Below are 15,605 nucleotides of genomic sequence, written 5' to 3'. Positions count from 1 at the left end.
GCCTTTTTACGTTGAGAGGTGTTGAAGATGGACATGAGTGTAAAACTTAATCTGTCTTACCCAGCGATTCTACCGGCCAGTTCCAACAGCTCCACTGTGGCCGATAAGCCGGCTGCGGCGCCTCAGGCGGATACGGTGCAGGCTGCTCCGGACACCGACGCCACCAACAAGGATGCGGACTCCTCCGAAAGGCTCAAGCGGGCTGTTCAGGACATCGAAAAGTTCGTGCAGTCGATCAAGCGCAACCTGGAGTTCTCGATTGACGAGCATTCCGGGAAAGTCATCGTCAAGGTCATCGCCAGCGATACGGGTGAAGTGGTCAGGCAGATTCCTACCGCCGAGGCCATGAGGTTGGCTGACAGCCTGAGTTCGGCGAGCAGTGTTCTGTTCGATGGAAAAGTCTGACAACTGGCATGAATAGTGCGAGCTGGATCTTTGGCCGCTGGTAAGGGTCAAAAGACCGGCAGCAACCGACGGGAGAGGCACATGGCAAGTCCAATTTTACCGGGAACGGGCCTAGGCTCGGGTCTGGATATCAGTTCCATCGTGACTGCGCTGGTGAACGCCGACAAATCGGCCAAGCAGACGCAGATCGATACCGCAACAAAAAGCAACACCCTGAAAATTTCCGGTGTCGCGTCACTCAAGAGCGCCCTGTCGGCGTTCCAGACGACCCTCAACAATCTCGGCGCGTCCACCAGCACGGCTTTCGCCGGCTACTCGGCGACCTCCGGTACCCCGGCGACCCTGACCGCCACTTCCGACAACACGGCCGTTTCCGGTGTCTACAATGTTGTCGTGAACAATCTCGCCACCGGCTCGAAAGTGGCCAGTGCCTCCTTCGCCGGCGGTCCGAGCAGTGCCATTCCGAGTGGGACCCTGACCATCACTCAAAATGGCACTCCCTACAACGTCACCATCCCTGCCAATGCCACCTTGCAGAGCACCCGGGACGCTATCAACCTGGCGCAGGACGTCAATGGCTTCTCGGCCAACATCGTCACCGACAGTACCGGTGCGTCGCGCCTGGTCATCAGTTCGACGAAGACCGGTTCGGGTTCTGACATCAAGGTCAGCGGTATCTCGGGCCTGGAAATCGATGGCACCCAGGTGATGGGTTCCGGTGCTTCCGATTCGGGTGCCGTTACCGCCCTTGCCAAGGATGCCTCGCTGAGCATCGACGGTCTGGCGGTGACCAGCAAGAGCAACACCGTTACCGGTGCGATCAGTGGCCTGACCCTGAACCTGGTGGCGGGCGGTGGCGCCACTTCGACCGTCACCGTGGCAACCAACAAGGATGGCCTGCAGAAGTCGGTCCAGTCGTTCGTCGATGCCTACAACACCCTGATGAGCACCATCAACTCCCTGTCCAAGGCGACGGCGGACGCTGATGGCAACCTGACCGTAGCGGCGGCCTTCACCGGCGACTCCATGCCGCGCGCGCTGATCGCCGATCTCCGTGGGCAGCTGACTGCTCCAGGTAGCGGGCCGTTGTCGGTGCTGTCGCAGTTGGGCGTGCTGACGGTTGCCGGCAACGATGCTTCCAACTCCGGTCAACTGTCCCTGGATACCACCGCCTTCAACAAGGCCATGGGCACCAGTGGCATGAGTGGCCAGGTGCAGCAGCTGTTCAACGGCAGCGGTTCGAGCGACGGCCTCATCGCGCGCCTGAACAAGGCGATGACGCCGTACCTGCAGACCGGTGGTCTGCTCGATCAGCGCAGTACCAGTCTGAAGAACCAGAGCAAACTGCTCCAGGATCAGCAGACGGCCCTGAACCTGCGGGTCACCAACATGACCAAGACCCTGACGGCCAAGTACAATGCCATGGACCTCGTGGTTGGTCAGTTGAAGGCGACGGCCAGCAGTATCACCTCGTTCTTCACCTCGTTGAACGCGCAGCAATCCGCCAAGTAATTTGGGTGGACGCCAAAAACCCGGCTACGCTGAATGGCGCGCCGGGTTTTTGCCTTTCGGGTTAAAGTTTTTTGACTCGAAGGCGATACACTGATCATACGAACTTTTAGAGTGGCAGCGAGGTACGACATGAACCCGATGTTAGCCCTTCGGCAGTATCAGAAAGTGGGGGCCCAGGCACAGACCTCCGAGGCCAGTCCTCACCGTCTGGTGCAAATGCTGATGGAAGGTGGCCTGGATCGCATTGCTCAGGCCAAGGGGGCGATCGAGCGCAAGGATATCGCCGCCAAGGGCGTGGCGATCAGCAAGGCTGTCGGTATCATCGGTGGCCTGCGTGAGGGGCTGGATCTGGAGAAGCAGGCCGAAGCCCTGGGTGACCTGGACAGCCTCTATATCTACATGATGAAGCGTCTGGCCGAGGCCAACATCAAGTCCGATCCGAAGATCCTCGATGAAGTCGCAGGCCTGCTCAGCACGGTCAAAGAGGGATGGGACGCCATTGGCGAGCCTGCCACACAGTTCTAAGGAGTACAGCGTCATGAGCCTCGTACTGCAGCGTATCCAGGAAACCCGCGAAGCCTTGGTGAAGGCCCTGGCCGATCGTGACTGGGGGAGCATCGCCGAACTGGACCTCGCGTGCCGTGCCTGCATGGAGGATGTGCTCAACGAGGCGTCGGTCGACGAGGATGCCTTGCGTAATAGCCTGGAGGAACTGTTGCACGTCTATCGACAGTTGCTGGAGACGGCGATGGCGGAACGGCAGGCGATAGTCGACGAGATGCAGCACCTGCAGCAGGCGCAGAACGCGGCGAAGGTTTACCATTTGTTCGGTTGACACAGGGTTAATCGAAACGTATTGCGCCATAAATTTGACTACGCACGATTTTTTGACTTAACTAGTGCTGTTTTTCCGATTTCAGTCGTCTTTGAAGGTGATAGCCCACCTCGGGCGTCAAGTGTTGCCCATCCATCCCGGGCATCGAGTTGACTAGGGAAGTTGCTATTGCATGTGGCGTGAAACCAAAATTCTGCTGATCGATGACGATAGCGTTCGCCGCCGGGATTTGGCGGTGATTCTAAATTTTCTCGGCGAAGACAACCTGTCCTGCGGCAGCAATGACTGGCAGCAGGCGGCCGAGTCCCTGGCGTCCAGCCGCGAGGTGTTGTGCGTCCTGATCGGGACTGTCAACGCGAGCGCGGGGCTATCGGGCTTGCTTAAGACACTCGGAACCTGGGATGAGTTCCTTCCTGTTCTGCTTTTGGGTGAAAATAGTTCTGCCGAGCTGCCCGAAGACCTGCGCCGCCGGGTGCTTTCCAGCCTTGAACTGCCGCCCAGCTACAGCAAGCTGCTCGATTCCCTGCACCGTGCCCAGGTCTATCGCGAGATGTATGACCAGGCCCGCGAGCGTGGTCGCCAGCGCGAACCGAACCTGTTCCGCAGTCTGGTCGGTACCAGCCGTGCGATTCAGCACGTGCGGCAGATGATGCAGCAGGTGGCCGATACCGATGCCAGCGTGCTGATCCTCGGTGAGTCCGGTACTGGCAAGGAAGTCGTGGCGCGCAACCTGCACTACCATTCCAAGCGGCGCGACGCGCCCTTCGTTCCGGTCAACTGCGGGGCGATTCCGGCCGAGTTGCTGGAAAGCGAGCTGTTCGGTCATGAGAAGGGCGCCTTCACTGGCGCCATCACCAGCCGGGCCGGGCGCTTCGAGCTGGCAAACGGCGGTACGCTGTTCCTCGACGAAATCGGCGACATGCCGCTGCCGATGCAGGTCAAGCTGCTGCGCGTGCTGCAGGAGCGTACCTTCGAGCGCGTGGGCAGCAACAAGACCCAGAGCATCGATGTGCGGATCATCGCGGCGACCCACAAGAACCTCGAAAGCATGATCGAGGTGGGTAGTTTCCGTGAGGACCTCTACTACCGCCTGAACGTTTTCCCGATCGAGATGGCGCCGCTGCGCGAGCGGGTCGAGGATATCCCGCTGCTGATGAACGAGCTGATCTCGCGCATGGAGCACGAGAAGCGCGGTTCGATCCGCTTCAACTCGGCCGCGATCATGTCGCTGTGCCGTCATGGCTGGCCGGGCAACGTCCGCGAGCTGGCCAACCTGGTGGAGCGCATGGCGATCATGCATCCCTATGGGGTGATCGGCGTGGCTGAACTGCCGAAGAAATTCCGCTACGTCGATGACGAAGACGAGCAGATGGTCGACAGCCTGCGCAGCGACCTCGAGGAGCGCGTGGCGATCAACGGCCATACGCCGGACTTCAGCACCTCGGCGATGCTGCCGCCCGAAGGCCTGGACCTCAAGGACTACCTGGGTGGCCTGGAGCAGGGGTTGATCCAGCAGGCCCTGGACGATGCCAATGGTATCGTCGCCCGGGCCGCCGAGCGTCTGCGTATTCGGCGTACCACCCTGGTGGAGAAGATGCGCAAGTACGGCATGAGCCGCCGTGAAGGTGATGAACAGGCGGATGATTGACGCCTGTTTTTCAAGTTACTGAAAATTGGGCGGTTTTTTTTAGGCACGGGTATTGCTAAGTCTCCCGCAACCTTCCGTTTAAATGACGGTCAGTCAAGCGAGAGATGACGATGCCCCAAGCCGCCCAGATGCCTCCTGTCCCCGATGTCGCGGGGCAACCTTCCGTAGAGCAGGCAAGCCGGCTGGGCCTTGAGCAGGCGTTTGCGCTGTTCAACCAGATGTCTACGCAACTCACCGATTCCTACAGCATGCTCGAGGCGCGGGTCACCGAACTCAAGGGTGAACTGGCCGTGGTCAGCGCCCAGCGTATGGCTGAGCTGGCGGAAAAGGAGCGCTTGGCCAACCGTCTGCAGAACCTTCTGGACCTGCTGCCCGGTGGCGTCATCGTCATCGATTCCCATGGTTTCGTCTGCGAGGCCAATCCGGCGGCCCGCGATTTGCTTGGCGAGCCGCTGGAAGGCGAGCTGTGGCGCCAGGTGATCGCCCGCTGCTTCGCGCCGCGCGAGGACGACGGTCATGAGATCTCGCTCAAGGATGGTCGCCGCCTGTCGATCGCCACGCGGTCGCTGGAAGGCGAGCCGGGGCAGTTGGTGCTGCTCAATGACCTGACTGAAACCCGTCGTCTCCAGGATCAACTGGCTCGTCACGAGCGTCTGTCTTCCCTCGGGCGGATGGTCGCCTCCCTGGCTCACCAGATTCGCACGCCGCTGTCGGCGGCGTTGCTGTACGCCAGCCATCTCAATGAACAGGCCTTGCCGGTGGAAACCCAGCAGCGTTTCGCCGGGCGTCTGAAGGAGCGCCTGCATGAGCTTGAGCATCAGGTGCGCGACATGCTGGTGTTCGCCCGCGGTGAACTGCCGCTGACCGACCGTCTGACGCCCGCGACCTTGCTGCAGACCCTGCAGGCGGCGGCGCAGACCCATGTGCAGGGTGTGGCGATCCGTTGGCAGTGCGACAGTCACGACGGCGAGTTGCTGTGCAATCGCGACACCCTGGTCGGCGCACTGCTCAACCTGATCGAAAACGCCATGCAGGCCAGTGGTGCCGATGTGCGCCTCAAGGTGCACCTGTACAGCCGGGGCAATACCCTGCGCCTGAGCATCAGCGACAACGGCAGCGGGATCGAGCCGCAGGTGCTGGCGCGCCTCGGCGAACCTTTCTTCACCACCAAGACCACCGGTACCGGCCTCGGCCTGGCGGTGGTCAAGGCTGTCGCCCGGGCGCACCAGGGCGACATGCAATTACGTTCACGTCCGGGGCGTGGCACCTGCGCGATGTTGTGCCTGCCGCTGATTCCCGGCGCCACGGAGGCATAGTGATGGCGGCACGGATCAGGGTTCTGTTGGTCGAGGATGATCGGGCGCTGCGCGAGGCGCTGGCGGACACCTTGCTGCTGGCCGGGCATGACTTTCGCGCGGTGGCCTGCGCCGAGGAGGCGTTGCAGGCCGTGGCGCAGGAGTCGTTCAGCCTGGTGGTCAGCGACGTGAACATGCCGGGCATGGATGGGCACCAGTTGCTCGGCCTGCTGCGGGCCCGCCAGCCATTGCTGCCGGTGCTGCTGATGACGGCTCATGGTGCGGTCGAACGCGCCGTGGAAGCGATGCGTCAGGGCGCCGCCGACTATCTGGTCAAGCCGTTCGAGCCCAGGGCGCTGCTGGAGTTGGTGGAGCGTCATGCGCTGGGGTTGTCCGGTACGGCGGAGAGCGAGGGTCCGGTCGCCGCCGAGCCGGCCAGTGCGCAGTTGCTGGAGCTGGCTGCGCGGGTGGCCCGCAGCGATTCGACGGTGCTGATTTCCGGCGAGTCGGGGACCGGCAAGGAAGTGCTGGCGCGTTTCATCCACCAGCAATCCCAGCGGGCGGGGCAACCGTTTGTCGCGATCAACTGCGCGGCCATCCCGGACAACATGCTCGAAGCTACGCTGTTTGGTCATGAGAAGGGTTCCTTTACCGGCGCGATCGCGGCCCAGGCGGGCAAGTTCGAACAGGCCGACGGTGGCACCCTCCTGCTCGACGAGATTTCCGAGATGCCCCTGGGGTTGCAGGCCAAGCTGCTGAGGGTGTTGCAGGAGCGTGAGGTCGAGCGGGTCGGTGCACGCAAGCCGATTGCCCTAGATATCCGGGTGGTGGCCACCACCAACCGTGATCTGGCGGCCGAGGTGGCGGCAGGGCGGTTCCGCGAGGATCTCTATTACCGTCTGTCGGTTTTTCCGTTGGCCTGGCGTCCACTGCGCGAGCGGACTGCCGATATCCTGCCATTGGCCGAGCGCCTGTTGGCCAAGCACAGCGCGAAAATGAAACATGCCGCCGTCAGATTGTCGCCTGGGGCCCAGGCCTGTCTGGTTGGCTATGCCTGGCCGGGCAATGTTCGCGAACTCGACAATGCGATCCAGCGAGCGTTGATTCTGCAACAGGGCGGTGTGATCCAGGCCGAGGACTTCTGCCTGGCCGGGCCGATCGGCTGTGCGCCATTGCCGACGGCGCGGGCACCATCGGTAGAGGTGGACGCCAGCGAAATGGCGGTGGCGGAATCCGCCGGGGCGCTGGGCGACGACCTGCGTCGACGCGAGTTCCAGATGATCATCGACACCCTGCGCGCCGAGCGCGGGCGTCGCAAGGAGGCGGCCGAGCGGCTGGGTATCAGTCCGCGTACGCTGCGCTACAAATTGGCGCAGATGCGCGATGCCGGCATGGATGTGGAAGCCTATCTGTTCGCCACTTGAGTCGCTTCACCCGTTATACGGTCGTGTATCGGTTTTTATTCGGAGGCGATAAGGAGATGGCACCCTTGTTGCTAACACCTCCACTAACCGCTGCACGAGTGTCAAAAAATTGCAGGTTGCCGGAGAGAGTAGTTCATGAGCCAGGGTATTGAATTTAATCGGTTGATGTTGGACATGCGCGCCATGCAAATGGATGCCATGGCTCAGCCGAAGTCGGCTGTGGCCGCGCCAGAAGTCGCCGGCAGCAGCTTTGCCGATCTGCTCGGCCAGGCCGTCAACAAGGTCAACGATACCCAGCAGGCTTCGAGCCAGTTGGCCAATGCCTTCGAAATCGGCAAGAGCGGCGTCGACCTGACGGACGTGATGATTGCCTCGCAAAAGGCCAGCGTCTCGTTCCAGGCCCTGACCCAGGTCCGCAACAAGCTGGTGCAGGCGTATCAAGACATCATGCAGATGCCGGTTTAAGGGCGAGATTGAGTCATGGCAGAAGCAGTCGCCGATAACGTACCGGCCAAGGCCGGCGCGACAGAGAGCAAGCCGCTGTTCGGTTTGTCCTTTCTGGAAAACCTTTCCGAGATGACCATGCTGCGTCAGGTCGGCCTGATGGTCGGCCTGGCTGCCAGCGTGGCGATTGGTTTTGCCGTGGTGTTGTGGTCCCAGCAACCTGACTATCGGCCGCTTTACGGCAGCCTGGCCGGGATGGATGCCAAGCAGGTCACCGAAACCCTGGCGGCGGCGGACATCCCCTACACCGTTGAACCTAATTCCGGCGCGCTGCTGGTCAAGGCCGAGGACGTGTCCCGCGCCCGCCTGAAGCTGGCGGCCGCCGGTGTCACGCCGACCGATGGCACTATCGGCTTCGAAATCCTCGACAAGGACCAGGGGCTGGGGACCAGCCAGTTCATGGAGGCGACCCGTTACCGGCGCGGCCTCGAAGGCGAACTGGCGCGGACCATCTCCAGCCTGAACAACGTCAAGGCGGCCCGTGTGCACCTGGCGATTCCGAAGAGCTCGGTGTTCGTCCGTGACGAACGCAAGCCAAGCGCCTCGGTACTGGTCGAGTTGTACCCTGGCCGTTCCCTGGAGCCGGGCCAGGTGGTGGCGATCATCAACCTGGTGGCAACCAGCGTCCCCGAACTGAACAAGTCGCAGATCACCGTGGTCGACCAGAAGGGCAACCTGCTCTCCGACCAGGTACAGAACTCCGAACTGACCATGGCCGGCAAGCAGTTCGACTACAGCCGTCGCATGGAAAGCATGCTGACCCAGCGGGTGCACAACATCCTGCAACCGATCCTCGGCAACGATCGCTACAAGGCCGAGGTGTCGGCTGATGTCGATTTCAGCGCGGTCGAGTCGACTTCCGAGCAGTTCAACCCGGACCAGCCGGCGCTGCGCAGCGAACAGTCGACCAGCGAACAGCGCACCGCCAGCAACGGCCCGCAGGGCGTGCCCGGTGCCTTGAGCAACCAGCCGCCGGCACCGGCCTCGGCACCGCAGACCACCGGTGGCGCCACCGCCTCGGCCGGCGCGGTGCAGCCTGGCCAGCCACTGCTCGATGCCAACGGGCAGCAGATCATGGACCCGGCCACGGGCCAGCCGATGCTGGCGCCGTATCCGTCGGACAAGCGTCAACAATCCACCAAGAACTTCGAGCTGGATCGTTCCATCAGCCATACCAAGCAGCAGCAGGGTCGTCTGACCCGTCTGTCGGTGGCGGTGGTGGTCGACGACCAGGTCAAGGTCAACCCGGCCAACGGCGAAACCACCCGCAATCCGTGGAGCGCCGACGAATTGGCGCGCTTCACCCGCCTGGTGCAGGATGCCGTCGGTTTCGACGCCAGCCGCGGCGACAGCGTGAGTGTGATCAACGTGCCGTTCTCCGCCGAGCGCGGGGAAGTGATCGCCGATATTCCGTTCTACTCGCAACCCTGGTTCTGGGATGTGGTCAAACAGGTGCTGGGCGTGCTGTTTATCCTGGTCCTGGTGTTCGGTGTGCTGCGTCCGGTGCTGAACAACATCACCAATGGTGGCAAGAGCAAGCAACTGGCCGGTCTCGGCGACGTCGAGCTCGGTGGCATGGGCGGCCTGGATGGCGAGCTGGCCAACGACCGCGTGAGCCTCGGCGGTCCTCAGAGCATCCTGCTGCCAAGCCCGAGCGAAGGTTATGACGCGCAGTTGAACGCCATCAAGAGTCTGGTAGCCGAAGATCCGGGCCGTGTGGCACAGGTCGTCAAAGAGTGGATTAACGCCGATGAGTAATAACGCCGCCGTCACCCAGAAGTTGACCCGGGTCGATAAAGCCGCGATTTTGCTGCTGTCGCTGGGGTCGGCCGATGCTGCACAGGTATTGCGTCACATGGGGCCCAAGGAGGTCCAGCGTGTCGGCGTGGCCATGGCGCAGATGCGCAACGTGCATCGCGAGCAGGTCGAGCAGGTCATGAGCGAGTTCGTCGACATCGTCGGCGACCAGACCAGCCTGGGCGTCGGTTCCGACGACTACGTGCGCAAGATGCTGACCCAGGCCCTGGGTGAGGACAAGGCCAACGGCCTGATCGACCGCATCCTGCTCGGTGGCAACACCAGCGGCCTGGACAGCCTCAAGTGGATGGAGCCGCGCGCCGTGGCCGACGTCATTCGCTACGAGCACCCACAGATCCAGGCGATCGTGGTGGCCTACCTCGACCCGGACCAGGCCGGCGAAGTGTTGAACAACTTCGACCACAAGGTGCGTCTGGACATCATCCTGCGGGTTTCCTCGCTGAACACCGTGCAGCCGGCGGCCCTGAAGGAACTCAACCAGATCCTCGAGAAACAGTTCTCCGGCAACTCCAACGCGGCCCGTACCACCCTGGGCGGTATCAAGCGTGCCGCGGACATCATGAACTTCCTCGACAGCTCGATCGAAGGCCAGCTCATGGATTCGATCCGCGAAGTGGACGAGGATCTGTCGACCCAGATCGAAGACCTCATGTTCGTCTTCAACAACCTGTCCGACGTCGACGACCGCGGCATCCAGGCGCTGCTGCGCGAGGTCTCCTCGGACGTGCTGGTGCTGGCGCTCAAGGGCTCCGACGAGAACGTCAAGGAAAAGATCTTCAAGAACATGTCCAAGCGTGCGGCGGAACTGCTGCGCGACGACCTCGAGGCCAAGGGCCCGGTCCGCGTCAGCGACGTGGAAACCGCGCAGAAGGAAATCCTCACCATCGCCCGCCGTATGGCCGAAGCCGGAGAAATCGTGCTCGGCGGCAAGGGCGGCGAAGAGATGATCTAAGGATCAAGCCATGACTGATCCAACCGATCTGATCCGCGCGCGAGACGTCAGCGGCTTCGACCTGTGGTCGCTGCCCAGTTTCGACCCGCATGTCGAAGAGCCCGAGCCGGAACCTGAGGAAGAGCCGCAGGCCGAGATCGAGGAGGTGCCGCTGGAGGAAGTCCAGCCGCTGACCCTCGAGGAACTCGAGACCATTCGCCAGGAAGCCTACAACGAAGGCTTCGCGGTGGGTGAGCGTGAAGGCTTTCACAGCACCCAGATCAAGGTCCGCCAGGAGGCCGAGGTGGCCCTGGGCGTCAAGCTGGCCAACCTCGAGCGGCTGATGAGTAACCTGTTCCAGCCCATCGCCGAGCAGGATCAGCAGATCGAGAAAGCCCTGGTGGGGCTGGTCGGGCATATCACCCGGCAGGTCATCCAGCGCGAACTCAAGAGCGATTCCAGCCAGATCGAGCATGTGCTGCGCGAAGCGCTGAAACTGTTGCCGCTGGAAGTCGACAACGTGCGGCTGTACATCAATCCGCAGGACTTCGAGCAGGTCAAGGCCTTGCGCGAACGTCACGAGGCGTCCTGGCGCATCGTCGAGGATGAGGCGCTGCTGCCGGGCGGTTGCCGGGTCGAGACCGAGCATAGCCGGATCGATGCCAGCGTCGAAACGCGGATCGAACAGGCGATCGCGCAACTGTTCGATCAGATGCACGAACAGTCGCTGCATCCGGCCCAGCCTGACCTCGAGGTCGACCTGGGTGAATTCCACGTGCCGCTCGGCACTCCGGAACCCGCCGATGCGTCTTGAACGGACCAGCTTCGGCAAGCGCTTGAGCACTTACGCCGATGCGATCAACCTGCCGGGGCAACCGATTCTCGAAGGGCGCCTGTTGCGCATGGTCGGCCTCACCCTCGAAGCCGAGGGCTTGCGCGCGGCCATGGGTGCGCGCTGCGTGGTCATCAACGACGACAGCTACCATCCGGTGCAGGTCGAAGCCGAGGTCATGGGCTTTTCCGGCAACAAGGTATTCCTGATGCCGGTGGGCAGCGTCGCCGGTATCGCGCCGGGGGCCCGGGTCGTGCCGCTGGCCGATACCGGCCGCCTGCCGATGGGCATGGGCATGCTCGGGCGGGTCCTGGACGGTGCCGGGCGGGCGCTGGACGGCAAGGGCGGGATGAAGGCCGAGGACTGGGTGCCGCTGGACGGCCCGACCATCAACCCGCTCAATCGTGACCCCATCCACCAGCCGCTGGACGTGGGCATTCGTTGCATCAACGGACTATTGACGGTGGGTCGTGGCCAGCGTCTCGGGCTGTTCGCCGGTACCGGCGTCGGCAAGAGTGTGCTGCTGGGCATGATGACCCGCTTCACCGAGGCCGACATCATTGTGGTGGGGCTGATCGGCGAGCGGGGTCGCGAGGTGAAGGAGTTCATCGAGCACATCCTCGGTGAGGAAGGCCTCAAGCGTTCGGTGGTGGTCGCGTCCCCTGCCGACGATGCGCCACTGATGCGCCTGCGTGCGGCGATGTACTGCACGCGGATCGCCGAGTATTTCCGCGACAAGGGCAGGAATGTCCTGCTGCTGATGGATTCGCTGACGCGTTTCGCCCAGGCCCAGCGGGAAATCGCCCTGGCCATCGGCGAGCCGCCGGCGACCAAGGGTTATCCGCCTTCGGTGTTCGCCAAGTTGCCGAAACTGGTGGAGCGGGCCGGTAATGCCGAGGCGGGTGGCGGTTCGATCACCGCGTTTTACACCGTGCTGTCGGAAGGCGACGACCAGCAGGACCCGATCGCCGACTCGGCGCGGGGTGTGCTCGACGGGCATATCGTGCTGTCGCGGCGTCTGGCCGAAGAGGGGCATTATCCGGCCATCGACATCGAGGCCTCCATCAGCCGGGTGATGCCGGCGGTGGTCAGTCCCGAACACATGAAGCGTGCGCAATACTTCAAGCAGCTCTGGTCGCGTTATCAACAGGCCCGCGACCTGATCAGCGTCGGTGCCTATGTGGCCGGCGGTGACCGCGAGACCGACACGGCGATCTCGCTGCAGCCGTCGATGGTCCAGTACCTGCGCCAGGGCCTCAACGACAACGTCAGCCTCGGCGAGAGCGACGCACACCTGTCGACGATCTTCGCCCCGGCGCCGGGCGGCTGATCCGGTCATGGCCCGGAGTCGTGCCGCGCGCCTGGCGCCGGTGGTGGAGATGGCCGAGAGCAAGGAGCGCACGGCTGCCCAGCGCCTGGGGTATTTCCAGGGGCAGGTGCAACTGGCGCAGAACAAGCTGGCTGACCTCGAGGGATTTCGCCTGCAGTATCAGGAGCAGTGGATCGAGCGTGGCCGGCACGGTGTGTCCAGCCAGTGGCTGCTGGGCTACCAGCAGTTTCTCAGCCAGCTGGACACCGCGGTGGCCCAGCAGCGCCAGAGCCTGGCCTGGCATCAGAACAACCTCGACAAGGGCCGGGTGACCTGGCAGGAAGCCTATGCCCGTGTCGAAGGCCTGCGCAAGCTGGTCCAGCGTTATATCGAAGAGGCGCGGATGCTGGAGGACAAGCGCGAGCAGAAACTGCTGGACGAACTGTCCCAGCGCCTGCCGCGCCATGACGCCTACTGAGCGTGAGGCACCCTGAACCCCACATTCCAGGCGGGGTCGCAGGTCAACCGCAGGTATTTTGACGGTCTTGGTTGCCCTGCCGTCAGCGGGGTGCTAAACCTTGTACACATTGCCACTGACAAGGAAGCTGGATCATGGCTGTAGAGTCTGCAGTAAGTGACAACGGCAGGAAATTGACGATCTCCATCAAGGGGCGCTTCGATTTCGGCAAGCATCAGGAATTTCGCGATTCCTACGAGCGGGTGGACACCAAACCCGACTCGGTGGTCGTCGATCTGAAGGATGCCACCTACCTCGACAGTTCGGCCCTGGGGATGCTGCTCCTGTTGCGTGATCATGCGGGCGGCGACAGCGCCGATATCCGTGTGATCAACAGCAACTCGGACGTGCGCAAGATCCTCGCCATCTCCAATTTCGACAAGCTCTTCGACATCGCCTGACGATCATGCAGTCCGACGAGGAGCCGCTGACGGTACTGATTGCCGAGGATGGTGCGGCGGACCGGTTGTTGCTGTCGAACATCGTGCGACGTCAGGGGCATACGGTGCTCACCGCCAGCGATGGCGCCGAGGCCGTCGAGGTGTTCCAGGCGCAGCGGCCGCAACTGGTGCTGATGGACGCCCTGATGCCGGTGATGGATGGCTTCGAGGCCGCGCGTCGGATCAAGCGGCTGGCCGGCGAGTCGCTGGTGCCGATCATCTTTCTCACCTCCCTGACCGAAAGCAGCGCACTGGCTCGTTGTCTGGAGGCGGGCGGTGACGACTTTCTGGCAAAACCCTACAACCAGATCATCCTGGCCGCCAAGATCAAGGCAATGGACCGCCTGCGCCGGCTGCAGGCGACCGTGTTGCAGCAGCGCGACCTGATCGCCCGGCACCATGACTACCTGCTCAACGAGCAGCGGGTCGCCAAGGCGGTGTTCGACAAGGTCGCCCACTCCGGCTGCCTGCGGGCGCCGAATATCCGTTACCTGCAATCGCCCTACGCGTTGTTCAATGGCGACCTGTTGCTGGCGGCCTACACGCCGGGTGGCGACATGCACGTCCTGCTCGGCGATTTCACCGGCCATGGCCTGCCGGCCGCCGTCGGCGCGATGCCGCTGGCGGAAGTCTTCTATGGCATGACCGCCAAGGGTTATGGGCCGGCGGAAACCCTGCGGGAGATGAACGCCAAGCTCAAGCGCATCCTGCCGGTGGACATGTTCTGCTGCGCCACCTTTCTGCGCCTGAGCCCGCAGCGACGGGCGGTCGAAGTGTGGAACGGCGGCATGCCCGACGGCTATCTGCACGATGTCGCCTCGGGCGAACGGCGCCCGCTGGAGGCCCGACACCTGCCGCTGGGGGTGCTGGGGGCCAAGGCCTTCGACGACCGCACCGAGGTTTATCCCATGGCCCGGGGGGACCGGATCATCCTGCTGTCGGACGGTGTCATCGATACCTGCAACGGCGATGAGCAATTGTTCGGTGTGGAGCGCCTGCACCAGGTATTCGAGCGCAACCGGGATCCGGATCGGCTGTTCGAGGAGGTGCAGGAGGCGCTCAGGCAGTTCGGTGGCGTGGCCCGCGACGATATCAGCCTGGTCGAAATCGGCCTGCCCGAGATCGGCGTGCAGTTGCCGACGGCGGTGGTCTATTCCGACAGCGGCGAGTCCTGTCCGCTGGACTGGTCGGTCAACTTCGAGTTCCGCGCCGCGACGCTGCGGCGCTTCAACCCATTACCCTATCTGTTGCAACTGCTGATGGAGGTGCATGGCCTGCGTGCCCTCAGCGGTGCGTTGTACAGCGTGCTCGCCGAGCTGTATTCCAATGCCCTGGAGCATGGTGTGCTGGGCCTGGACTCCAACCTCAAGCGCGATGTGCGCGGCTTTGCGCAATACTATGAACAGCGCAACCAGCGTCTGCTCGACCTGAGCGAGGGGTTTGTCCGCGTCAGTCTGCGGGTGAGTCCGGAGGGAGCGGGTGGACGACTGTCCATCGAGGTCGAGGACAGTGGTGCCGGTTTCGACTTCGAACGGGTCATGGAGCGCCCGCCGGAGGTTGAACGGTTGTCGGGGCGTGGGGTTGGGCTGGTCCGGCAACTGGGCCACAGCGCCCGCTGGTCGAAGGGTGGCCGGTGTGCCCACGTGGAGTTTTCGTGGGGGCCTCAGGCATAATTCACGGGTGTTGATCAGGGAGCGAATCAGTGAGCGTCAATCAGGAAGAACACCTCGACTACGATGTGCTCAGCGCATTGCAGGAAGTCATGGAGGACGAGTATCCGGTGCTGCTGGACACCTTCCTTGACGATTCGGAAAAGCGCCTGGGCCAGTTGCATCAGGCTGACAACCCGACCGAGCTGGGCCTGGTTGCCCACAGTTTCAAGGGCAGCAGCAGCAATATGGGCGCGTTCCATCTGGCCGACCTTTGCCGGCAGTTGGAAGAGCAGGCGGCGCAGCTGCCGTTGCCGGAGGTCGAAGCTCTGCTCGGGCAGATCGATCGCGAGTACGAGCAGGTGCGTTACTTGTATGCGCGCGAGCGCGAGCGATTCCCGGTCAAACAGTAGTTCGCGCGGTTGCCGGGTAAGCTGGCCCGAACCTTGCTTGCACTCACTGCATCGAATTCACGATCCCTGTGCA

At 62.9% G+C, this 15,605-nt stretch carries 16 protein-coding genes; all 16 read left to right on the top strand.

Annotation, left to right across the window (positions count from 1 at the left end):
• Nucleotides 1-27: 27 nt before the first annotated feature.
• Nucleotides 28-405 carry a flagellar protein FlaG gene (locus tag ACM62G_RS03440; protein ID WP_419736689.1) on the top strand — a complete coding sequence of 126 codons (378 nt, stop codon included), beginning with the start codon at nt 28-30 and terminating at the stop codon, nt 403-405.
• 81 nt (nt 406-486) lie between these two features.
• The gene (fliD, locus tag ACM62G_RS03435) at nt 487-1,917 is read left to right on the top strand and encodes a flagellar filament capping protein FliD (RefSeq protein WP_419736688.1); all 1,431 of its coding nucleotides are present in this window, start codon (nt 487-489) and stop codon (nt 1,915-1,917) included.
• A 129-nt stretch (nt 1,918-2,046) separates the two neighbouring features.
• Nucleotides 2,047-2,442: a flagellar export chaperone FliS gene (gene fliS, locus ACM62G_RS03430; RefSeq protein WP_419736687.1), complete on the top strand. Its 396-nt coding sequence runs from the start codon at nt 2,047-2,049 to the stop codon at nt 2,440-2,442.
• A gap of 13 nt (nt 2,443-2,455) precedes the next feature.
• Nucleotides 2,456-2,752 (top strand): flagellar protein FliT, encoded by a 297-nt coding sequence (locus ACM62G_RS03425; protein ID WP_419736686.1) that lies wholly within the window; start codon nt 2,456-2,458, stop codon nt 2,750-2,752.
• A 172-nt stretch (nt 2,753-2,924) separates the two neighbouring features.
• Nucleotides 2,925-4,400, top strand: coding sequence for a sigma-54 dependent transcriptional regulator (locus ACM62G_RS03420; protein WP_054060748.1), 1,476 nt, complete (start codon nt 2,925-2,927; stop codon nt 4,398-4,400).
• A 128-nt stretch (nt 4,401-4,528) separates the two neighbouring features.
• A complete protein-coding gene (locus ACM62G_RS03415) occupies nt 4,529-5,716 on the top strand; it encodes a sensor histidine kinase (protein ID WP_419737482.1) in 1,188 nt (395 codons plus the stop codon).
• Nucleotides 5,717-5,718: 2 nt separating this feature from the next.
• Nucleotides 5,719-7,119, top strand: coding sequence for a sigma-54-dependent response regulator transcription factor FleR (gene fleR / locus ACM62G_RS03410; RefSeq protein ID WP_419736685.1), 1,401 nt, complete (start codon nt 5,719-5,721; stop codon nt 7,117-7,119).
• A 135-nt stretch (nt 7,120-7,254) separates the two neighbouring features.
• Complete coding sequence (gene fliE, locus ACM62G_RS03405; protein WP_054060745.1) at nt 7,255-7,584, top strand: flagellar hook-basal body complex protein FliE; 330 nt, start codon at nt 7,255-7,257, stop codon at nt 7,582-7,584.
• Nucleotides 7,585-7,599: 15 nt separating this feature from the next.
• Nucleotides 7,600-9,381, top strand: a complete 1,782-nt coding sequence (gene fliF / locus ACM62G_RS03400) for a flagellar basal-body MS-ring/collar protein FliF (RefSeq protein ID WP_054064082.1) — start codon at nt 7,600-7,602, stop codon at nt 9,379-9,381.
• Nucleotides 9,374-10,393, top strand: a complete 1,020-nt coding sequence (gene fliG / locus ACM62G_RS03395; RefSeq protein WP_017902256.1) for a flagellar motor switch protein FliG — start codon at nt 9,374-9,376, stop codon at nt 10,391-10,393. Before fliF ends, fliG begins: the two co-directional genes overlap by 8 nt.
• A gap of 10 nt (nt 10,394-10,403) precedes the next feature.
• Nucleotides 10,404-11,186 carry a flagellar assembly protein FliH gene (gene fliH, locus ACM62G_RS03390; protein WP_054059744.1) on the top strand — a complete coding sequence of 261 codons (783 nt, stop codon included), beginning with the start codon at nt 10,404-10,406 and terminating at the stop codon, nt 11,184-11,186.
• Complete coding sequence (gene fliI, locus ACM62G_RS03385) at nt 11,176-12,534, top strand: flagellar protein export ATPase FliI (RefSeq protein ID WP_054059745.1); 1,359 nt, start codon at nt 11,176-11,178, stop codon at nt 12,532-12,534. Before fliH ends, fliI begins: the two co-directional genes overlap by 11 nt.
• A 7-nt stretch (nt 12,535-12,541) precedes the next feature.
• The gene (fliJ, locus tag ACM62G_RS03380; protein ID WP_419736684.1) at nt 12,542-12,991 is read left to right on the top strand and encodes a flagellar export protein FliJ; all 450 of its coding nucleotides are present in this window, start codon (nt 12,542-12,544) and stop codon (nt 12,989-12,991) included.
• Nucleotides 12,992-13,125: 134 nt separating this feature from the next.
• Nucleotides 13,126-13,431 (top strand): STAS domain-containing protein, encoded by a 306-nt coding sequence (locus ACM62G_RS03375; RefSeq protein ID WP_054059747.1) that lies wholly within the window; start codon nt 13,126-13,128, stop codon nt 13,429-13,431.
• Nucleotides 13,432-13,436: 5 nt separating this feature from the next.
• Complete coding sequence (locus ACM62G_RS03370) at nt 13,437-15,143, top strand: ATP-binding SpoIIE family protein phosphatase (protein WP_273819353.1); 1,707 nt, start codon at nt 13,437-13,439, stop codon at nt 15,141-15,143.
• 29 nt (nt 15,144-15,172) lie between these two features.
• Nucleotides 15,173-15,532: an Hpt domain-containing protein gene (locus ACM62G_RS03365; RefSeq protein ID WP_081006041.1), complete on the top strand. Its 360-nt coding sequence runs from the start codon at nt 15,173-15,175 to the stop codon at nt 15,530-15,532.
• Nucleotides 15,533-15,605: the final 73 nt, after the last annotated feature.

Origin of the sequence: Pseudomonas sp. COR18 (assembly GCF_048568395.1) — a bacterium.
Lineage (GTDB): Bacteria > Pseudomonadota > Gammaproteobacteria > Pseudomonadales > Pseudomonadaceae > Aquipseudomonas > Aquipseudomonas fuscovaginae_B.
This window is presented reverse-complemented; position numbering and strand designations above follow the sequence as displayed.